This is a genomic window from Bacillus sp. ok061 (assembly GCF_900108285.1).
GTDB lineage: Bacteria > Bacillota > Bacilli > Bacillales > Bacillaceae_G > Bacillus_A > Bacillus_A thuringiensis_S.
The window spans coordinates 113,753-133,481 of the sequence record NZ_FNUW01000008.1 but is presented as its reverse complement, the minus strand read 5'-3'; the positions used below and the strand labels follow the sequence as shown (position 1 = coordinate 133,481).

The window sequence follows — 19,729 nt, the reverse complement described above, 5'->3', positions numbered from 1 at the left end:
TTCTACACGCCTCCGAATCTGCGCCCTCTATGTTGAAAGTCAGTAATTGCATTTAGCAAATGTTCTTCTTTGAAGTCTGGCCAATACACGTCTGTAAACCAAAACTCCGAATACGCAATTTGCCATAACATGAAATTACTAATACGTAGCTCTCCGCTTGTTCGGATTAACAACTCTGGATCAGGTAAAGAACTCGTCATTAAGTAGGAAGAAAGCATTTCTTCACTTACCTCTTCAGAACGAATTTTTCCTTCCTCGTTATCTTTCATCATATGTTGCACAGCAGAAACGATTTCATCTCGACTTCCATAGTTTAACGCGAAATTAAGAATTAATCCCGTATTCTCTTTCGTATCTTCCATGGCTTTCTCCATCGCTCTGCGTGTATGCGTAGGAAGACGATCTTTTTGCCCTATTACTCGGACTTGTACGTTTTCTTCAATCAATTCTGGTAAAAATGTACCTAGAAATTCTTCTGGAAGCTTCATTAAATAATCAACTTCCTTTTTCGGTCTTTTCCAGTTCTCAGTTGAAAAAGCATAGAGAGTTAACACTTTCACATTAAGTTTACTTGCAAATTTTGTAATTTTCTTTACAACTTGCATACCTTCATGATGTCCCGCAATACGAGGCATTGCTCTCCTCTTTGCCCATCTTCCATTCCCATCCATAATGATGGCAATATGTTCTGGGATATATCCTTTTTTCACTTCTTCAACGAGATGATCAAACGATGTGTCCTTTTTACCTTTAAAAAAAGGAAAGTTTTTAAACATCATTCATACCCTCCAACAAGCAGACGTATGCCTAAAAGTGTAAAAAGACCCCCTTAAGAAGAGGGTCATATTTGCGAAGTTATCGCTATTACACTTCCATGATTTCTTTTTCTTTGTTTTTTGCGATTTCGTCAACTTTTGCAATATATTTATCTGTTTCTTTTTGGATATCTTCAGTATATCCTCTTAAATCATCTTCTGTAATCTCGCCAGCTTTTTCAAGCTTCTTAAGATCATCATTTCCGTCACGACGTACGTTACGAACAGCTACTTTTGCTTCTTCAGCATATTTTTTCACAACTTTAACAAGATCACGACGACGCTCTTCTGTTAATGCAGGGAATGCAATACGAATTACAGTTCCATCATTAGAAGGGTTTAAGCCTAAATCTGCTTTTAAAATTGCTTTTTCGATATCACCGATAGAAGTTTTATCATAAGGTTGAATTACAAGTAAACGTGCTTCTGGAACTGTAATGTTCGCTAATTGCACAACTGGTGTTGGTGCACCATAGTAATCAACTTGTACCTTATCTAATACAGACGAGCTTGCACGACCAGCGCGAACTGTTGCTAATTCACGAGAATAAGCAGCAACTGCTTTTTCCATTTTTTCATTTGAAGACTTCAATACTTGTTGTCCCATATTTATTTCCCCCTTACAACTGTTCCAATATTTTCGCCTAAAACGGCACGTTTAATATTACCTTTTTCCATAACTGAGAATACAATTAATGGAATATCATTATCCATACATAGAGAAGAAGCTGTAGAATCCATTACACCTAAACCTTCTTTTAATACATCTAAGTAAGTAAGCGTTTCGTATTTCGTAGCCGTTGGGTCAATAGATGGATCTGCGCTATATACGCCATCCACATTATTTTTCGCCATTAAAATAACGTCTGCTTCGATTTCCGCTGCACGTAATGCTGCTGTTGTATCTGTAGAGAAGTATGGATTACCTGTACCTGCTGCAAAGATAACAACACGTTTTTTCTCTAAGTGACGAACTGCTTTACGGCGAATGTAAGGCTCTGCCACTTGACGCATCTCAATTGAAGTTTGTACACGAGTTTGGATTCCAATATTCTCCAAGCTATCTTGAAGAGCTAATGAATTCATAACTGTAGCTAACATGCCCATGTAATCTGCTCCTGCACGATCCATGCCCATTTCACTTCCAATTTTCCCACGCCAAATGTTACCGCCACCAACAACAACAGCAACCTCTACATCAAGTTCTGCAATTTCTTTTACTTGTTCTGCAACTGACTTAATAACAGTTGGATTAATTCCAAATCCTTGCTCTCCAGCTAAAGCTTCTCCACTTAGCTTTAAAACGACACGATTATATTTCGGTTTACTCATAATGAACCTCCAATTGCTTACATCTTTATTTTAAAAAAGGGAACACAATGTGTTCCCTAATCTGTATTAGTTACTACCTTTTACTTGGTTCATTACTTCTTCAGCAAAGTTGTCTTCGCGTTTTTCGATACCTTCACCAACAGCGTAGCGAACGAATCCTTTTAATGTTCCACCTTTAGACTCAACGAACTGACGAACTTTCATATCAGGGTTTTTAACGAATGCTTGGTCAAGTAAGCAAATCTCTTCGAAGAATTTGCCTAGACGGCCTTCAACCATTTTTGCAACGATTTTTTCAGGCTTGCCTTCGTTTAATGCTTGTTGTGTTAATACTTGACGCTCATGCTCAACTTCTTCAGCTGTTACAGCATCGCGGTCGATGTATTTAGGGTTAACTGCTGCAATGTGCATTGCCACATCTTTAGCAGCTGCTTCATCAGTAGAACCTTCAAGAACTGTTAATACACCAATACGTCCACCCATGTGTAGGTAAGCGCCGAATGCATCTGCATCAGTTTTTGATACAATTTCGAAACGACGAAGTGTAAGTTTTTCACCAATTTTAGCGATTGCTTCGTTGATGTGCTCTTCTACTGTTTTGCCGCCTTCAATTGTTTGAGCCATAGCTTCTTCAACGTTAGCAGGTTTGTTAGCTAATAAGTGAGCAGCTAGTTCTTTAATTAATGCTTGGAAACCTTCGTTTTTCGCAACGAAATCAGTTTCAGAGTTTAATTCTAAGATTAAAGCGTCGTTACCGTTTGTTTCGATGAAAGTTAAACCTTCAGCAGCAATGCGGTCTGCTTTTTTAGCAGCTTTCGCAATACCTTTTTCACGTAAGAAGTCAATTGCCTTCTCCATGTCGCCGTTAGTTTCTGTTAAAGCTTTTTTGCAGTCCATCATACCTGCGCCAGTTTTTTCACGTAATTCTTTTACCATTTGAGCAGTGATTGCCATACTTTTCATCCTCCTAAAATATGTATTTATACCTTTTATAAAGGTGTTTATACCTTAAAAAAGGTGATAAAAGGCCGAACCCCTTATCACCTTTCCAACTTTGTTACGCAGTAACAGTTTCTTCACCTTGTTTTGCTTCAAGGATCGCGTCTGCCATTTTAGATGTAAGAAGTTTTACAGCACGAATTGCATCATCGTTTGCTGGGATAACGTGATCGATTTCGTCTGGATCACAGTTTGTATCAACGATACCGATGATTGGAATGTGTAATTTGCGTGCTTCAGCAACTGCAATACGCTCTTTACGAGGGTCTACTACGAATAATGCACTTGGAAGACCTTTCATATCTTTAATACCGCCTAAGAATTTCTCAAGACGCTCTAACTCTTTTTTAAGTTGAACAACTTCTTTCTTAGGAAGTACTTCGAAAGTACCATCTTCTTGCATTCTTTCGATGTCTTTAAGACGCTTGATACGCTTTTGGATTGTTTGGAAGTTTGTTAAAGTTCCACCTAACCAACGTTGGTTAACGAAGTACATACCAGCACGAGTTGCTTCTTCTTTAATAGCTTCTTGTGCTTGTTTTTTAGTACCTACGAATAAAATGTCTCCACCTTCAGCAGCGATGTCGCGCATCGTTCTGTAAGCTTCCTCAACTTTTTTCACAGTTTTTTGTAAGTCGATGATGTAGATACCGTTACGCTCTGTGAAAATGTAACGCTTCATTTTTGGGTTCCAACGACGAGTTTGATGTCCGAAATGAACACCAGCTTCAAGCAATTGCTTCATAGAAATTACTGACATAATATAGTTCCTCCTAAATGGTTTTTGATATCCTCCGTTTACTTCATCTCTAAGCGAAACTACAAACGTAGCACCAACACTTAAATCAGTAAACGTGTGTACTTTGTACTGACACCACTGCTTACTATATCATACTGAAATATTACAATCAAGTCGAAAATGCGAACAATGTAAAACTTTCTTTGTTCATACTCGAATTCTAGTATTACCAACCTTCATTTCTTTTAAGCAAAAAAGCAAAATACAATTAATAGTTTTCCCAGAAAACACGCTTATGCCACTTTTCACAAGCACCATCAATCCATTGCACAAAAAAACTCTCCTCAATCGAGGAGAGTTTTTTATAAATTAGTTTGTTTTTAATTTAGCAAGTTCCTGTAGAAACTTGTCGTTTAGCACTTTAATGTATGTTCCTTTCATACCTAAAGAGCGAGACTCAATAACACCAGCACTTTCTAATTTACGTAGTGCATTTACGATTACAGAGCGAGTAATTCCTACGCGATCAGCAATTTTACTTGCAACAAGTAAACCTTCTGTTCCATTTAATTCTTCGAAGATGTGCTCAATTGCTTCTAACTCACTGTAAGATAATGAGCTGATCGCCATTTGAACAACAGCTTTACTACGTGCTTCCTCTTCGATTTCTTCTGCTTTTTCACGTAAGATTTCCATACCTACAACAGTTGAGCTGTACTCAGCAAGGATTAAATCGTCATCTAAGAACTCTTGACCTAGACGAGCTAATACTAATGTACCTAGACGCTCACCACCACCAACGATTGGTACGATTGTAGTTAAACCTTGACCAAATAATTCTCTGTTTTCTACTGGGAATGCTGTGTAAGCACTGTTCACATCTAAGTTTGAAGATGTTTCTGTAATGTTGAATAAGCTTTGTGTATATTCTTCTGGGAATTGACGTTCTGCAAGCATTTGCTTCATGCGTTCGTTTTCGATTTGTTGGTGAATTGCATAACCTAGTAATTTACCACGACGGCTAACTACGAATACGTTTGCTTCGATTACTTCACACATTGTGTCAGACATTTCTCTAAAGTTTACAGGCTTCCCTGCTGCGCTCTGTAATAACGCATTTAATTTTCTTGTTTTTGCTAATAATTCCATTTCAAAAGTTCCTCCTACATGTTACTCACATATTTTTTCATCACTTGGAAACTAGGGCGAGTCACCTGATGACACTATTACAAAATAAACTGGCTCACATCTTTATTTTTAGCAATTGTTGCTAATTTCTCCTCAACGTATTGAGGGGTTATCGTTATTTTCTCTAACGTAATTTCAGATGCTTCAAACGATAAATCTTCAAGGAGCTTCTCCATAATCGTATGAAGTCTTCTTGCTCCAATATTATCTGTATCCTGATTAACTTGATAAGCAATCTCAGCAATCTTACGAATAGCTTCGTCTGAAAATTCAATTTCTATACCTTCAGTCGCTAATAATGCCATATATTGTTTAATTAACGCATTGTCAGGCTCGATTAATATTTTAACAAAATCGTCTGTCGATAATTTTGTTAATTCTACTCGAATCGGAAATCTCCCTTGCAATTCCGGAATTAAATCCGACGGTTTAGACATATGGAACGCTCCAGCTGCAACGAATAAAATATAATCCGTTTTTACTGATCCGTATTTTGTCGCAACATTCGACCCTTCTACAATTGGCAAAATGTCACGTTGCACACCTTCACGTGATACATCTACGCTATTCGACTGCTTACCAGCAATTTTGTCAATTTCATCGATAAAAATAATCCCGAGCTGTTCAGCACGATAAACAGCCTCTTGTGTAACTTCATCCATATCAATTAAGCGCTGTGCCTCTTCATTTGTCAAGAGTTTTCTTGCTTCTTTTACAGAAAGTTTACGTTTTTTTGTTTTTTTCGGCATAAAACTCCCTAACGCATCTTGGAAATTCATTCCCATTTGTTCCATGCCAGTTCCTTGTAACATATCAAACATTGACGACTGTTGCTCAGTCACTTCAATCGATACAATTTCGTCTTCAAGAAGCCCTGCAGCAAGCTTTCTCTCCACATCTTGACGTTTCTTTTCGATTTCACCATCTTCTTGTGTATCAGACGTTTGACTCGAATTTTGAGCGCCCCCAAAAAGCATCTCTAATGGATTTTTAAATCCAGATTGCTTCTCCGGACTCGGTACTAAAATTTCAACAAGACGTTGATTCGCTTGCTCTTCTGCTTTATCTTGAACTTTCACTACCATTTCTTCTTTTACGATACGAACCGATGTTTCCACAAGGTCACGTACCATCGACTCTACATCTCTACCCACATATCCAACTTCTGTGAATTTTGTAGCCTCAACCTTAATAAAAGGTGCTCCAACGAGTTTCGCCATTCGTCGTGCTACCTCTGTTTTTCCAACACCTGTCGGTCCAATCATCAAAATGTTTTTAGGTGCTATTTCATCACGTAAATTTTCAGCTAATTTACTGCGACGGTATCGATTTCTCAACGCTACAGCAACCGCTTTCTTTGCGTCTTTTTGACCGATGATGTATTGATCTAATTTTTCCACAATTTGGCGCGGAGTAAAATGTAAATGCATATAAAATGCCTCCCTTACGATTCTACAATTCTTCAACAATTATGTTGTGATTCGTATAAACACAAATATCGCCAGCAATCTCTAAACTCGCTTTCGCAATTTGTTTCGCTGTTAAGTGTTCACTTGCATATTGCTTTAAAGCACGACCTGCAGAAAGTGCATAATTCCCACCAGATCCAATTGCTAAAATACCATCATCCGGTTCAATCACTTCTCCTGTACCTGAAACAAGGAGCATAGTTGTTTTATCCATGACAATGAGCATCGCTTCTAGTTGACGTAACATTTTATCGCCACGCCATTGTTTTGCCATTTCAACAGCAGCACGCTGCAAGTTGCCATTATACTCTTCTAATTTTCCTTCAAACATTTCAAAAAGAGTAAATGCATCAGCAACTGAACCTGCAAAACCAGCTAAAACTTTACCTTGGAAAAGTCTGCGAACTTTACGAGCTGTATGTTTCATTACAACAGCATTTCCCATTGTCACCTGACCATCTCCAGCCATTGCACATTCTCCATTATGATGAACTGCAAATATCGTTGTAGCGTGGAAATTCCCCATAGAAAAAACTCCTTTATTTGTTTTTATAGCTTTTAAAGCAATTTATGCCCGCGGGTGATGCTTCATGTAAACAGAACGCAATCTTTCTTTAGAGACATGCGTATAAATTTGTGTGGTCGACAAATTCTCATGACCTAATAGCTCCTGTACAGTACGTAAATCCGCCCCTTCATCTAACATATGTGTAGCAAATGTATGCCTTAACATATGGGGACTTATTCGCATTGTCAGTGAAGCCTTTTTAATGAGTTCATTTAAAACATAACGTACTCCACGACTTGTTAGCGGTGTACCTTTCGCATTTAAAAACACCATACGAGAGTCTTCGTCAGTCTTATTAACTAACTGTTTTCTCCCATTCTCTATATAAGTAATTAAAGAATCTTGCGCATAGCTTCCGAACGGAATATACCTTTGTTTTTTTCCTTTTCCCATTACTAAAATTGTTCCCACCGCAAAGTCAATATCAGTAAGTTGTAAATTGACACATTCACTCACACGGATTCCGGTCGCATACATCAACTCTAATAAAGCTTGATTCCTTTGACCTAATGGTGTTCCCGTGTCAGAAACTTCAAATAATTCCTCTAACTCTTCAGCATATAAAAACTTTGGGATTGACAATTCTTTTTTGGGGAGTGACGCAAGTGCAAACGGATTATCTTTCCGATAACCTTCACGCATCAAAAAACGATATAAACTTCGTAAGCTTGATACTTTTCTTGCGACAGATTTACGGGCTAACTTTTCATCGTGCAACGTCGTTAAGTACAAACGAACATCCGCGTATGTAACGTCTAAAAAAGAGGATATGCCTTCTCGCTCCATAAATTGCACAAAATGTTCTAAATCATTTTGATAACTTGCAATTGTATATTTTGAATAATTTCTTTCAATTTGTAAATATCCAACGAATAATTGTAACAATTTCTTCACATTCACACAACTCACCTCAATAAAGGCTACTAAATCGTATCACAACTTAGTAGCCTTTGCAAGAAATTTAACTAAATATTTACAAAATTTTGAATTGTTTCTAAAGCGCGTGTTGCGTATGCTTCATTTCGTTCCGCTTTCTTTTTGATCTTCTTCTCTAACGGTGCAAATAGACCGAAGTTCGCATTCATCGGTTGGAAGTTTTTAGCGTTCGTTGCCGTAATGTAATTTGCCATGCTGCCCATTGCAGTTACTGACGGTAATACAACTGGCTCTTCACCTTGCACAAGACGTGCAGCATTAATTCCTGCTAATAATCCTGATGCTGCTGATTCAACATATCCCTCTACTCCAGTCATTTGACCAGCGAAGAATAAATCATCACGTTGTTTATATTGATATGTTGGACGAAGCAAATTAGGTGAATTAATAAACGTATTACGATGCATTACACCATAACGTACAATCTCTGCATTTTCCAGTCCCGGAATTAACTGTAGCACTTCTTTTTGTGGTCCCCACTTTAAATGCGTTTGGAAACCTACGATATTGTATAAAGTTCCTGCTGCATCATCTTGACGTAACTGAACAACAGCATATGGCGTTTTCCCTGTTTTTGGATCTTCCAATCCAACAGGTTTCATAGGTCCAAATACTAGCGTCTGTCTCCCTCTACTTGCCATAACTTCTACTGGCATACAACCTTCAAAGAAAATTTCTTTTTCAAACTCTTTTAAAGGCACTGTCTCAGCAGCAATTAAAGCCTCATAAAAACGGTCAAACTCTTCTTCTGTCATTGGGCAATTTAAATATGCAGCTTCCCCTTTGTCATAACGCGATTTTAAATATACTTTATTCATGTCAATACTGTCTTTTTCTACGATTGGTGCTGCCGCATCGTAGAAATAGAAATAATCTTCACCTGTTAGTTCTTTTAATTGTGCAGCAAGATCAGGAGATGTAAGTGGACCTGTTGCAATAATTGTTGGTCCTTCTGGAATTTCAGTAAGCTCTTCGTTCACTACAGTTACATTCGGATGGTTTTTTACGTATTCTGTTACTTTAGCTGCGAACTCATGACGGTCTACAGCTAAAGCACCTCCAGCTGGTACAGAGCACTCATCTGCCGCACGAATAATTACAGAATCCATTAAACGCATTTCCTCTTTAATAACTCCAACTGCATTTGTTAAAGTGTTTGCACGAAGTGAGTTACTACATACTAATTCAGCAAATTTATCTGTGTGATGAGCTGGCGTTTGCCTTACCGGCCTCATTTCATATAATCTAACTTGGACACCACGTTTTGCAATTTGGTAAGCCGCTTCACTTCCTGCAAGACCTGCGCCAATGACGTTTACTACTTGTGTTGTCATATATATCACCTTTCCTTTTCTTCCCGAAAAAAATGTGAGCAGTTACGCTCACATTTGTTGTTCTTCTTCATAATCGCACGAAATACATTGTACTTGCACGCCTTTTTTCAACTTCTTCTCTACAAGCATGCCTTCACACTTCGGACATTTACGACCAATCGGCTTATCCCAAGATACAAAGTCACATTCTGGATACGTACCGCATCCATAGAAAAGGCGTTTCTTTTTGTTACTACGACGCTCAATAATTTGTCCTTCTTCACATTTCGGACAAGTTACACCGATTTCTTTCACAATCGGTTTTGTATTACGACAATCAGGGAAATTCGAACAAGCCATAAACTTCCCGTATTTACCCATTTTAAAGACCATTGGATGTCCGCATAATTCACAGTCTTCCCCAGCTGGCTCATCTTTAATTTCCACTTCACGCATTTCTTTTTCCGCTTTTTCTAAGCGCGGTTCAAATCCTACGTAGAAATCATCAACAATTTTCACCCAATTGGCATTTCCTTCTTCCACTTCATCAAGGCTTTGCTCCATATTGGCAGTAAATTCAATGTTAATAATTTCCGGGAAAAATTCTAAAATAAGTTCAATTACTATTTCACCAAGTTCAGTCGGAACGAAGCGTTTATTATCCAAGCCTACATATCCACGTTTTTGAATCGTTTCAAGTGTAGGTACATAAGTCGACGGTCTTCCAATTCCAAGTTCTTCAAGTGTTCTTACTAGACGAGCCTCTGTATAGCGCGGAGGAGGTTGTGTAAAATGTTGCTTCGGTTCTAAATCCTTTGAAAATACAGTTTCCCCTACTTCTAAAGGCGGCAACATCTTATCCTTTTCTTCAGCACCATCATCTTTCGACTCTACATACACTTTCATAAATCCTGGGAACTTTACAACCGATCCACTTGCACGGAACTGAACATTGTTATTAATGAGTCTCGCTGTCACAGTATCCATTATAGCAGACGCCATTTGACTTGCAACAAATCGCTCCCAAATCAATTTATATAATCGAAGTTGATCACGACTTAAGAAACTTTTTAGTTCCTCTGGCTTTCTCATTACCGAAGTAGGACGAATTGCCTCATGTGCATCTTGTGCATTTGACTTTTTCGTTTCTTTCTTCTTTTCTGTTCCTATGTATTCCGTACCATACGCTTCAGTGATGTAAGTACGAGCCTCTGTTTGAGCTGTTTCTGAGATACGTGTTGAATCAGTTCTCATATACGTAATAAGACCTACAGTTCCTTGTTTTCCAAGATCTATCCCTTCATACAATTGCTGTGCAAGCATCATCGTTTTCTTTGCTCGCATGTTTAACTTACGTGCTGCTTCTTGTTGCAAGGAAGATGTTGTAAACGGTAATGCAGGATTACGTTTTCGCTCTTTGCGCGTTACATTTTCAACTGAAAACGCATTGTCTTTCATCTGTTCAATTATTTCATTCACTTGCGTTTCATTCGTTAATTGAACCTTTTCCCCATCTACACCGTAAAAGCTTGCTTCAAATGTGTCTTTTCCTTTTACAAATTCTGTTTTAATTGTCCAGAATTCTTCAGGTTCAAAGCTTTGAATTTCCTTTTCACGTTCGATGATTAAACGAACTGCTACAGATTGTACACGCCCTGCACTTAATCCTTTTTTTACTTTCTTCCATAATAAAGGACTAATGTTGTAACCAACAAGACGATCAAGTATACGTCTTGCTTGTTGTGCATCTACTAAATCCATATTAATTGCACGAGGATGTTTAAATGATTCTTTGATTGCATCTTTCGTAATCTCATTAAACACAACCCGACAATCTGATTCAACGTCCACATTTAACGTATTCGCTAAATGCCAAGCGATTGCTTCCCCTTCGCGGTCTGGATCGGCCGCGAGATAGACTTTCTTTGCTTTTTTCGCCGCTGATTTTAAATCTTTTAAGACGGGACCTTTACCACGAATGGTAATATACTTCGGGGTGAAGTTGTTCTTTACTTCTATCCCCATTTGACTTTTTGGCAAATCGCGAACATGTCCCATAGACGCGACAACTTTGTATTTTTTCCCTAAATATTTCTCAATGGTCTTCGCCTTAGAAGGCGACTCCACGATCACGAGGTAATCTGACATGCTAGTGCCTCCTTAAGAGGTGGATTCAAGTCTTCATTAATCTTATTGATTTCTCTTGTTTTTGTCAATCAAGAATGAATATACCATACAGTGCCAATCTACCATTTGTCAATAATTGTTTAATAAAAATTTAAAAATATAAGGTTAATTTAAAATCTCTTCCAAGATATCTTCTGCATTTCTTACTAATTTTGCTCCTTGTTGAATAAGATGATTCGTTCCTGATGCCCCCTCTATAAATATAGGTCCAGGAAGTGCAAACACCTCTCTATTTTGCTCTAACGCAAGGTCTGCAGTAATAAGTGTTCCACTTCTCGATTTCGCTTCTACAACTAAAACACCTTTACTTATACCACTAATAATCCGGTTCCTTTTTGGAAAATACCATTTTTTCGGTGCATAGTGCGGAGGATACTCTGTCAATAACAATATATATTCCTTCCACATTTCATATAAATGTCTATTTTCTTTCGGATACATAAACGACAATCCGTGCCCTAATATCGCAATAGTGGGGCAATGATGCCTTACTGTAATCTCATGAGACATTGTATCTATCCCTTTTGCAAACCCACTGACAATAAGCCACTCTCTTTCTAATAAAGGGTGTAAAATAAATTTCAAGCTCTCATGACCATATAATGATGGTTCTCTCGTTCCAACAACTGCCAATTTAGTTACTTTATTTAGAAAATCTTTCTCTCCTTTTCCATATAAAACGAAGGGAGGGTCTTGTATTTCACGTAATAATTGCGGATAATTTTCATCCCATATCGTTATATAAAAGATACGATTTTTCTCTAAATAAGATATATATTGCGGAAGATTTGAACTTTGAAGAAATTTCACTAGTTCTGAAGATTTTTTCGAGGATATTCCAGTGTAGTGCTCCATTTGTTTTTCGTTAAAAGTATATATGTTCTTTAATTCTGGATCGACATATAGTAGCCTCTCCATCGCTTTCCAATAATCTGCTAGCAAGTAATGAAGATGTAATAACCGCTCTCTTTTCATCTTGATTCTCCTTACCCATAATTTTTATTATGTAAACAGAAAAAAGTGCAAAAAGACACCCTCAAGTAAGAAGGTGTCTTTCAACAGATTAATAGTTTTTGCAAGTCTCAAATAGACCTTTTTCTTTTAAAACAGAGATTAGCGTTTCTCCCATAACTGCTGGAGTTTCAGCTACTTTAATGCCACAAGCTTCCATTGTTTTAATCTTTTCAGCAGCAGTTCCTTTACCGCCAGAAATGATTGCACCAGCATGGCCCATACGTTTGCCAGCAGGCGCTGTTTGACCACCAATGAAGCCTACAACAGGTTTTGTCATATTAGCTTTTACCCATTCAGCTGCCTCTTCTTCTGCTGTACCGCCGATTTCACCAATCATAATTACAGCATGTGTTTCTTCATCTTCATTAAATGCTTTTAACGCATCAATAAAGTCTGTACCGTTAACAGGGTCTCCGCCGATACCTACAGCAGTAGATTGGCCAATACCTTCTTGTGTTAACTGATGTACAGCTTCATACGTTAATGTACCAGAGCGAGATACGATACCAACATGACCTTTTTTATGAATATATCCTGGCATAATACCAATCTTACATTCATCTGGTGTGATTACACCTGGGCAGTTTGGTCCAAGTAAACGTGTATGTTTACCAGCCATATATCTCTTTACGTTTACCATATCTAATACAGGAATTCCTTCAGTAATACATACTACTAAATCAATTTCTGCATCAACTGCTTCCATAATTGCATCTGCCGCAAAAGCGGGTGGAACGTATACAACTGAAGCGTTTGCGCCTGTTGCTTTCACTGCATCTTCTACTGTATCAAATACTGGTACACCTTCAATATCAGTGCCGCCTTTACCTGGTGTTACACCACCGACAATTTTCGTACCGTATTCAATCATTTGTTTTGTATGGAATAAACCTTGAGAACCTGTAATACCTTGAACAATAACTTTTGTATCTTTATTAACTAATACGCTCATTTTTCTCCCCCGCTTTCTATTAGCCCACTAGTGAAACAATTTTTTGTGCACCGTCTGCCATAGATTCTGCTGCAACAATATTTAAGCCAGACTCATTTAAAATTTTCTTACCTAGTTCTACGTTTGTACCTTCAAGACGTACAACTAAAGGTAACTCAAGACCTACTTGTTTCGTTGCTTCAATAACACCTTCTGCAATAACATCACACTTCATAATGCCACCAAAAATGTTAACGAAGATACCTTTTACATTTTTGTCAGAAAGGATAATTTTGAATGCTTCTGTAACTTTTTCAGCAGTTGCACCGCCACCAACATCTAAGAAGTTAGCTGGGTCACCGTGGTAATGTTTAATGATATCCATTGTAGCCATCGCTAAACCTGCACCATTAACCATACAACCGATATTTCCATCTAAAGGAATGTAGTTTAAGTCGTATTTTGAAGCTTCAATTTCTTTTGAATCCTCTTCATCAAGATCACGAAGCTCTAAAATGTCTTTATGGCGATATAACGCATTAGAATCAAAGTTTAATTTTGCATCTAATGCCATAACTTTACCTTCACCTGTTGTAACAAGTGGGTTAATCTCAGCGATAGAGCAATCTTTTTCGATAAACGCACGGTATAAGCCCATCATAAACTTCACAGCTTGTCCTACAAGCTCTTTTGGAATATTGATGTTAAATGCAATTCGGCGTGCTTGGAAACCTTGTAAGCCTACTGCTGGATCAATATATTCTTTAAAGATTTTTTCAGGTGTTTTTTCTGCTACTTCTTCAATTTCTGTTCCGCCTTCTTCAGACGCCATTAAAACAACTTGAGAAGTTGCACGATCTAAAACTAGACCTACATAATATTCTTTTTTAATATCGCAACCTTCTTCGATAAGTAAGCGTTTTACTTCCTTACCTTCAGGACCTGTTTGATGTGTCACAAGTGTAGTTCCTAAAATGCTTTCTGCATATGTACGAACTTCATCTAAATTTTTTGCAACTTTTACTCCGCCAGCTTTGCCGCGTCCACCAGCGTGAATTTGTGCTTTCACTACACATACATCTGTTCCTAGTTCTTTCGCTGCTTCTACAGCTTCTTCTACTGTAAATGCAACCTTCCCGTTCGGAACGCTAACCCCATAGCTTCTAAGGACTGCCTTACCTTGGTACTCATGGATATTCATGGTCCCATCCTCCCCTGTTTTCCTGTTTTACTCGAAAAGTTTTTTAATGTTTAAAAAACATTACATTGCCATTGTATAAGATGATTGGCACGCTGTCTACAATAAAGTGTCAGAAAACTGAAATCGCTTTATTCTTTTTCGAAAATAGTAATGTTTATATGCCAAAATAAAAAATAAGCTGTATATTTACAGCTTATTTTTGAATCATATCTTTAATTGGCGCGAATGACTTTCGGTGTTCATCTAATACTCCATGCACTTCAATTGCCTCTAAATGTTGCTTTGTGCCATATCCCATATGTTGCTCAAATCCGTATTCAGGATACTTTTCTCCCAGTTCTTTCATCATACGATCTCTCGTTACTTTCGCAATAATAGATGCAGCTGAAATAGAAATACTTTTCGCATCACCTTTAATAATTGAGGTTTGCGGAATTGGTGTAGGAAGCTTCATCGCATCAATTAATAAATGTTGGGGTGTACAAGATAAATTTGCAACTGCATCTAACATCGCTTGTTTCGTTGCTTGGTAAATATTAATGTCATCAATAACTTGCGGTGATACAATTCCTACGCCAATTGCAATTGCTTGTACTTTTATTTCATCATAAAAACGCTCACGTTTCGCTTCACTCAGCTTTTTTGAGTCATTTAACCCTGGAATATAAAAATCCTCTGGAAGGACGACAGCTGCCGTCACAACAGGCCCAGCCAACGGGCCACGCCCTACTTCATCAATACCCGCGATATATGTGACCCCTTTTTCACGCAAAGCATTTTCATACTTGGACATTTCAAAAAAATTCTCTTTTTCTTTCTGTTCTAACTCTTTTTGTTTATACCACTTCAAAACGAGCTTTTGAACGCCTTTTCGCTCATCTTTCATTAACAGTTGAAAGCGATCATCTTCTTCATTCATAATTTCTTTCAATACATTTTCCGCTTCTTTTATCGTCATTTTTTGCATTTATACAAACTCCTTTTTAAACGTATCCAAAAAGAAAAGACGCACAAACGCACGTCTTATACTTCTTCTATTTTTTCCACATCTTCTACTTGCTCTGCAAACTCTTCCGGTGTTTCAAACGTCATTTTTCCAAGTTTGCCACCACGAAGCTCACGAAGTACAAGCTCAGATGTCTTATCATAATCAATCATTCCGCCGCCCATTAAGCAGCCTCTATTTTTTCCAATTGCATCGAATAATTCCACAATATCTTCTGGAATCTCATTTAAATTATAGCGTTCTTTCAAGCGTTCTGGATAATGTTTCTCCATAAAACGTAATGCGTAAACAGCTACATCTTGTAAATTTAAAATTGAATCTTTAATTGCACCCGTCGTCGCTAAGCGAAGACCCACTAATTGATCTTCAAATTTAGGCCACAGAATACCTGGCGTATCTAACAATTCCATTTCCTTCCCAACTTTAATCCATTGTTGAGCTGTTGTCACACCTGGACGATCTCCTGTTTTAGCAATATTTTTCTTTGCCAATTTATTAATTAATGTAGATTTACCAACATTTGGTATACCTACAATTAATGCACGAATCGCTCTCGGTCTAATACCTTTTGCAACCATTTTATCAAATTTTTCTTTAACAAGCACTTTACAAGCTGCTGCAATTTCTTTCATACCTTGTCCAGCTTGCGCGTTAATCGAAATTGCCATATGGCCTTTTTCTTTAAAATATGCGATCCATTGTTTTGTTAAACGGTCATCTGCCATATCCGCTTTATTTAAAACAACAAGCCTCGGCTTATGTGTAATGATTTCATCAATCATTGGGTTTCGAGATGATAATGGTAATCGAGCATCTACAAGTTCAATTACAACATCAATTAATTTTAATTTCTCCGTTACTTGGCGTCTAGCCTTCGCCATATGCCCTGGAAACCATTGAATTACCATGTTGCCACCTTCTTTTTCATTTATTTCACAATACGTGCGTCTTCTAACGGCCAATATAACATATTAGCTTTACCAATTACTTGATCCATTGAAATCGTACCGATTGAACGGCTATCTTTACTAAAACGACGATTATCACCTAAAACAAATAATTGATCTTTTGGAACGGTTTTCTTGCCTGTCATTTCTTCAAGATTAAAATCATATGTAAGCGGTCCGTCAGCAATTTGCTTTTTCTGCTTGTCTAAATACGGCTCCTCATAAGCCTTTCCGTTAACATACAGCTTATCATTACGATACTCTATTTCATCGCCTGGTAGGCCTATAATGCGCTTAATGTAATCTTTATCTTCTGTTGCTCGAAATACGATAATATCAAAGCGTTTTGGATCTCCAATGTGATAACCAATTTTATTCACAATCATTCGATCACGATCATGTAAAGTAGGTGCCATCGATACCCCGTCTACGAGAATTGGCGCAAAGAAAAACTGTCTAATAACACCAGCTAATACAACAGCAATCAAAATTGCTTTAATCCATTCCCAAAGTGAACTCTTCTCTTTTTTCATGCATTTCCCCTCCACGGTTATGTAAGCTGTTCGTATTATACCAAAATTTCATATAGATTGGAAAAAGGGAGCTTGTGCATTTACAAGCTCCCATACATGTCTTATCGAATTTCTTTAATACGTGCTTTTTTACCGCGAAGGTTACGTAAGTAGTATAACTTAGCACGACGTACTTTACCACGGCGAAGTACTTCGATTTTCGCGATTCTTGGCGTGTGAACTGGGAATGTACGCTCAACACCTACACCGTAAGAAATCTTACGAACTGTGAATGTTTCACTAATTCCGCCACCACGACGTTTAATTACAACACCTTCGAAAAGCTGAATTCTTTCACGAGTTCCCTCAACAACTTTTACGTGTACACGTAAAGTGTCACCAGGACGGAATGAAGGAAGGTCAGTTTTTAATTGGCCTTTTGTAATTTCTGCGATTAATTGTTGCATATTAAATTCTCTCCTTTAAACAGATGCTCTTATAAAGTCTTAATAAATTACAGCGGAACATCGTTAATACGGCTACTGATTTCAGTAGCACAAATGTTATAATAGCATATTACTAGGCCTGTTGCAATAGCAAATATATGAAGTTATTACTGCTCTCGCTTTATTTCCTCAAGCCATTTTTTCTCTTGTTTAGATAGATCTCTATCATCTAACAAATCAGGTCTACGCGTATACGTACGGCGCAAAGATTCCTTATGTCGCCATTCATCAATATTTTTATGATTCCCTGACATTAATACATCCGGTACCTTCATACCACGAAAATCAGCCGGACGTGTATAATGAGGATGCTCTAATAAACCTGTACTAAACGAATCCTCTACTTGTGAAGCATGATTTCCTAGCACGCCTGGCAAGAGACGTACAACACTATCAGTAATAACCATAGAAGCTAATTCTCCGCCCGTTAATACATAGTCACCAATAGAAATCTCATCCGTTACGAGATGCTCACGAATTCGTTCGTCATACCCTTCATAATGCCCACATACAAAGATCAAATGTTCTTCCCCTGCAAGCTCTTCCGCTTTCTTCTGCGTAAATCTTTCGCCCTGCGGACACATTAAGACAACTCTCGACTTACGCTCTGTCTCTTTCGTCAAATCTTCTACAGCATCAAAAATAGGCTGAGGAGTAAGCACCATACCAGCTCCTCCGCCGTAAGGATAATCGTCTACGCTATTATGCTTACTTGTTGTATAATCACGAAAGTTAACAACACGAAGGTTTACCGCTTCTTTTTCTTGCGCCTTCTTTAATATAGAAGATCCAAATACACCGGTAAACATGTCTGGGAACAACGTTAAAATATCAATTTTCATTATAGCAACCCTTCCATTACATGAATGGTTACTAATTTATTTTCAATATTAACTTGAAGTACAACGTCATCAATATAAGGAATTAAGAGATCTTGACCCTTCGGACGTTTAATCACCCAAACATCATTTGCACCAGGAGAGAGAATCTCTTTGATTGTCCCTAGCGCTTCTCCTTCTTCCGTTACAACGCTGCAACCAATAATTTCGTGATAGTAGTATTCACCTTCAGAAAGTTCACCTAACTGCTCTTCCGGTACTTTTATTAAAGAACCTTTAAACTTCTCTACTTCATCTACATTGTTATATCCTTCAAATGTTAATAAATCGAATGTCTTATGTTGGCGATGAGAAGTTACCTTCACTGGAAGATAGTCTGTGTCTTTCTCATTCGATATGTATAGCGTGTTTCCTACTTTATATCGCTCTTCTGGAAAATCAGTACGAGAAATCACACGGATTTCTCCTCTTACTCCATGAGTATTTACAATTTTCCCTACGTTAAACCACTTTGTCATAAATAGTATGTCCCCCCTGGTTTCTATATAAATTAAGCATCTCCATTTCATAGATGGAACATGCAATCTCTATTTAAATGTTAAAAAAGGGAGAGGAATAACTCCTCGCCCTTTTTACGTTTATTGAATTTCCAGTGTTACTTTTTCATCATTATGATGTCCCACTGAATACAAGAGCATTCGAATCGCTTTCGCAACTCTCCCTTGCTTTCCAATGACTTTCCCAACATCCTCAGGATGTACAGTTAATCGATACTTTATCTCTCCGTTGCAAAGTTCCTGTGTAACTTTTACATCTTCAGGATGATCGACAAGAGGCTTGACAATCGTCTCGACTAACTTCTTCATAGTCATTGCCTCAATTACTTACCTTGTTTAGATAAGTGGAATTTCTCCATGATACCTTGGTTAGAGAATAAGTTACGAACTGTATCAGATGGTTTAGCACCATTTCCTAACCATTTTAATGCTGCTTCTTCGTCGATCTTAACTTCAGCTGGTTGAGCAACTGGATTGTAAGTTCCGATTTCCTCAATGAAACGTCCGTCACGAGGAGAACGAGAATCTGCAACAACTACACGATAGAAAGGAGTTTTTTTAGCTCCCATACGTTTTAAACGAATTTTAACTGCCATTTATAAAGCACCTCCGAATTTATTTCACACAGATAATTATATTAGCAAAAAGACTATTGCTTTGTAAAGTATTT

General features: G+C 37.8%; 22 protein-coding genes. All 22 read right to left on the bottom strand.

Going from position 1 to position 19,729, the window contains the following annotated elements; all coding sequences use genetic code 11:
* Positions 1-2 precede the first annotated feature (2 nt).
* On the bottom strand, positions 3-779 hold the full coding sequence (gene uppS, locus C4S65_RS13520) for an isoprenyl transferase (protein WP_000971296.1): 777 nt from the start codon (positions 777-779) through the stop codon (positions 3-5).
* Positions 780-864: 85 nt separating this feature from the next.
* Positions 865-1,422 carry a ribosome recycling factor gene (frr, locus tag C4S65_RS13515; RefSeq protein ID WP_000531505.1) on the bottom strand — a complete coding sequence of 186 codons (558 nt, stop codon included), beginning with the start codon at positions 1,420-1,422 and terminating at the stop codon, positions 865-867.
* A gap of 2 nt (positions 1,423-1,424) precedes the next feature.
* Entirely contained in the window at positions 1,425-2,147 is a 723-nt protein-coding gene (pyrH, locus tag C4S65_RS13510) for a UMP kinase (protein WP_000042669.1), read from the bottom strand.
* 66 nt (positions 2,148-2,213) lie between these two features.
* The gene (gene tsf / locus C4S65_RS13505) at positions 2,214-3,101 is read right to left on the bottom strand and encodes a translation elongation factor Ts (protein ID WP_001018575.1); all 888 of its coding nucleotides are present in this window, start codon (positions 3,099-3,101) and stop codon (positions 2,214-2,216) included.
* 103 nt (positions 3,102-3,204) lie between these two features.
* Positions 3,205-3,906 (bottom strand): 30S ribosomal protein S2, encoded by a 702-nt coding sequence (rpsB, locus tag C4S65_RS13500; RefSeq protein ID WP_000111485.1) that lies wholly within the window; start codon positions 3,904-3,906, stop codon positions 3,205-3,207.
* Between the two features lie 348 nt (positions 3,907-4,254).
* On the bottom strand, positions 4,255-5,034 hold the full coding sequence (codY, locus tag C4S65_RS13495) for a GTP-sensing pleiotropic transcriptional regulator CodY (RefSeq protein WP_000421290.1): 780 nt from the start codon (positions 5,032-5,034) through the stop codon (positions 4,255-4,257).
* 77 nt (positions 5,035-5,111) lie between these two features.
* The gene (hslU, locus tag C4S65_RS13490) at positions 5,112-6,503 is read right to left on the bottom strand and encodes an ATP-dependent protease ATPase subunit HslU (RefSeq protein WP_000550084.1); all 1,392 of its coding nucleotides are present in this window, start codon (positions 6,501-6,503) and stop codon (positions 5,112-5,114) included.
* A 22-nt stretch (positions 6,504-6,525) separates the two neighbouring features.
* Positions 6,526-7,068, bottom strand: coding sequence for an ATP-dependent protease proteolytic subunit HslV (gene hslV / locus C4S65_RS13485; protein WP_000526274.1), 543 nt, complete (start codon positions 7,066-7,068; stop codon positions 6,526-6,528).
* A 42-nt stretch (positions 7,069-7,110) separates the two neighbouring features.
* Complete coding sequence (gene xerC / locus C4S65_RS13480; RefSeq protein ID WP_001101245.1) at positions 7,111-8,010, bottom strand: tyrosine recombinase XerC; 900 nt, start codon at positions 8,008-8,010, stop codon at positions 7,111-7,113.
* 65 nt (positions 8,011-8,075) lie between these two features.
* Positions 8,076-9,380: an FADH(2)-oxidizing methylenetetrahydrofolate--tRNA-(uracil(54)-C(5))-methyltransferase TrmFO gene (gene trmFO / locus C4S65_RS13475; RefSeq protein ID WP_000213006.1), complete on the bottom strand. Its 1,305-nt coding sequence runs from the start codon at positions 9,378-9,380 to the stop codon at positions 8,076-8,078.
* Positions 9,381-9,428: 48 nt separating this feature from the next.
* Complete coding sequence (gene topA / locus C4S65_RS13470) at positions 9,429-11,507, bottom strand: type I DNA topoisomerase (RefSeq protein WP_001286957.1); 2,079 nt, start codon at positions 11,505-11,507, stop codon at positions 9,429-9,431.
* A 144-nt stretch (positions 11,508-11,651) separates the two neighbouring features.
* Positions 11,652-12,521, bottom strand: coding sequence for a DNA-processing protein DprA (gene dprA, locus C4S65_RS13465; RefSeq protein ID WP_000818045.1), 870 nt, complete (start codon positions 12,519-12,521; stop codon positions 11,652-11,654).
* An 88-nt stretch (positions 12,522-12,609) separates the two neighbouring features.
* On the bottom strand, positions 12,610-13,512 hold the full coding sequence (sucD, locus tag C4S65_RS13460) for a succinate--CoA ligase subunit alpha (protein ID WP_000115178.1): 903 nt from the start codon (positions 13,510-13,512) through the stop codon (positions 12,610-12,612).
* 19 nt (positions 13,513-13,531) lie between these two features.
* Complete coding sequence (sucC, locus tag C4S65_RS13455) at positions 13,532-14,692, bottom strand: ADP-forming succinate--CoA ligase subunit beta (protein ID WP_001020791.1); 1,161 nt, start codon at positions 14,690-14,692, stop codon at positions 13,532-13,534.
* Positions 14,693-14,885: 193 nt separating this feature from the next.
* Positions 14,886-15,659: a ribonuclease HII gene (locus tag C4S65_RS13450; protein WP_001171121.1), complete on the bottom strand. Its 774-nt coding sequence runs from the start codon at positions 15,657-15,659 to the stop codon at positions 14,886-14,888.
* A gap of 56 nt (positions 15,660-15,715) precedes the next feature.
* Complete coding sequence (gene ylqF, locus C4S65_RS13445; RefSeq protein WP_000236702.1) at positions 15,716-16,606, bottom strand: ribosome biogenesis GTPase YlqF; 891 nt, start codon at positions 16,604-16,606, stop codon at positions 15,716-15,718.
* A gap of 20 nt (positions 16,607-16,626) precedes the next feature.
* Positions 16,627-17,178, bottom strand: coding sequence for a signal peptidase I (gene lepB, locus C4S65_RS13440; RefSeq protein WP_000711853.1), 552 nt, complete (start codon positions 17,176-17,178; stop codon positions 16,627-16,629).
* Between the two features lie 101 nt (positions 17,179-17,279).
* Positions 17,280-17,624 carry a 50S ribosomal protein L19 gene (gene rplS, locus C4S65_RS13435; RefSeq protein WP_001186516.1) on the bottom strand — a complete coding sequence of 115 codons (345 nt, stop codon included), beginning with the start codon at positions 17,622-17,624 and terminating at the stop codon, positions 17,280-17,282.
* A gap of 146 nt (positions 17,625-17,770) precedes the next feature.
* Entirely contained in the window at positions 17,771-18,505 is a 735-nt protein-coding gene (trmD, locus tag C4S65_RS13430; protein WP_086407617.1) for a tRNA (guanosine(37)-N1)-methyltransferase TrmD, read from the bottom strand.
* Positions 18,505-19,020, bottom strand: a complete 516-nt coding sequence (rimM, locus tag C4S65_RS13425; protein WP_000170273.1) for a ribosome maturation factor RimM — start codon at positions 19,018-19,020, stop codon at positions 18,505-18,507. The genes trmD and rimM overlap by 1 nt, the downstream gene beginning before the upstream one ends.
* Before the next feature lie 120 nt (positions 19,021-19,140).
* A complete protein-coding gene (locus tag C4S65_RS13420) occupies positions 19,141-19,368 on the bottom strand; it encodes a KH domain-containing protein (RefSeq protein ID WP_000737393.1) in 228 nt (75 codons plus the stop codon).
* A gap of 14 nt (positions 19,369-19,382) precedes the next feature.
* Positions 19,383-19,655 (bottom strand): 30S ribosomal protein S16, encoded by a 273-nt coding sequence (gene rpsP / locus C4S65_RS13415; RefSeq protein WP_000268748.1) that lies wholly within the window; start codon positions 19,653-19,655, stop codon positions 19,383-19,385.
* Positions 19,656-19,729: the final 74 nt, after the last annotated feature.

What these genes read in the sequence shown, in the direction of transcription:
- uppS (WP_000971296.1), bottom strand. Translation starts at nt 779, where the DNA reads ATGATGTTTAAAAACTTTCCTTTTTTTAAAGGTAAAAAGGACACATCG.
- frr (WP_000531505.1), bottom strand. Translation starts at nt 1,422, where the DNA reads ATGGGACAACAAGTATTGAAGTCTTCAAATGAAAAAATGGAAAAAGCA.
- pyrH (WP_000042669.1), bottom strand. Translation starts at nt 2,147, where the DNA reads ATGAGTAAACCGAAATATAATCGTGTCGTTTTAAAGCTAAGTGGAGAA.
- tsf (WP_001018575.1), bottom strand. Translation starts at nt 3,101, where the DNA reads ATGGCAATCACTGCTCAAATGGTAAAAGAATTACGTGAAAAAACTGGC.
- rpsB (WP_000111485.1), bottom strand. Translation starts at nt 3,906, where the DNA reads ATGTCAGTAATTTCTATGAAGCAATTGCTTGAAGCTGGTGTTCATTTC.
- codY (WP_000421290.1), bottom strand. Translation starts at nt 5,034, where the DNA reads ATGGAATTATTAGCAAAAACAAGAAAATTAAATGCGTTATTACAGAGC.
- hslU (WP_000550084.1), bottom strand. Translation starts at nt 6,503, where the DNA reads ATGCATTTACATTTTACTCCGCGCCAAATTGTGGAAAAATTAGATCAA.
- hslV (WP_000526274.1), bottom strand. Translation starts at nt 7,068, where the DNA reads ATGGGGAATTTCCACGCTACAACGATATTTGCAGTTCATCATAATGGA.
- trmFO (WP_000213006.1), bottom strand. Translation starts at nt 9,380, where the DNA reads ATGACAACACAAGTAGTAAACGTCATTGGCGCAGGTCTTGCAGGAAGT.
- topA (WP_001286957.1), bottom strand. Translation starts at nt 11,507, where the DNA reads ATGTCAGATTACCTCGTGATCGTGGAGTCGCCTTCTAAGGCGAAGACC.
- dprA (WP_000818045.1), bottom strand. Translation starts at nt 12,521, where the DNA reads ATGAAAAGAGAGCGGTTATTACATCTTCATTACTTGCTAGCAGATTAT.
- sucD (WP_000115178.1), bottom strand. Translation starts at nt 13,512, where the DNA reads ATGAGCGTATTAGTTAATAAAGATACAAAAGTTATTGTTCAAGGTATT.
- sucC (WP_001020791.1), bottom strand. Translation starts at nt 14,692, where the DNA reads ATGAATATCCATGAGTACCAAGGTAAGGCAGTCCTTAGAAGCTATGGG.
- C4S65_RS13450 (WP_001171121.1), bottom strand. Translation starts at nt 15,659, where the DNA reads ATGCAAAAAATGACGATAAAAGAAGCGGAAAATGTATTGAAAGAAATT.
- ylqF (WP_000236702.1), bottom strand. Translation starts at nt 16,606, where the DNA reads ATGGTAATTCAATGGTTTCCAGGGCATATGGCGAAGGCTAGACGCCAA.
- lepB (WP_000711853.1), bottom strand. Translation starts at nt 17,178, where the DNA reads ATGAAAAAAGAGAAGAGTTCACTTTGGGAATGGATTAAAGCAATTTTG.
- rplS (WP_001186516.1), bottom strand. Translation starts at nt 17,624, where the DNA reads ATGCAACAATTAATCGCAGAAATTACAAAAGGCCAATTAAAAACTGAC.
- trmD (WP_086407617.1), bottom strand. Translation starts at nt 18,505, where the DNA reads ATGAAAATTGATATTTTAACGTTGTTCCCAGACATGTTTACCGGTGTA.
- rimM (WP_000170273.1), bottom strand. Translation starts at nt 19,020, where the DNA reads ATGACAAAGTGGTTTAACGTAGGGAAAATTGTAAATACTCATGGAGTA.
- C4S65_RS13420 (WP_000737393.1), bottom strand. Translation starts at nt 19,368, where the DNA reads ATGAAGAAGTTAGTCGAGACGATTGTCAAGCCTCTTGTCGATCATCCT.
- rpsP (WP_000268748.1), bottom strand. Translation starts at nt 19,655, where the DNA reads ATGGCAGTTAAAATTCGTTTAAAACGTATGGGAGCTAAAAAAACTCCT.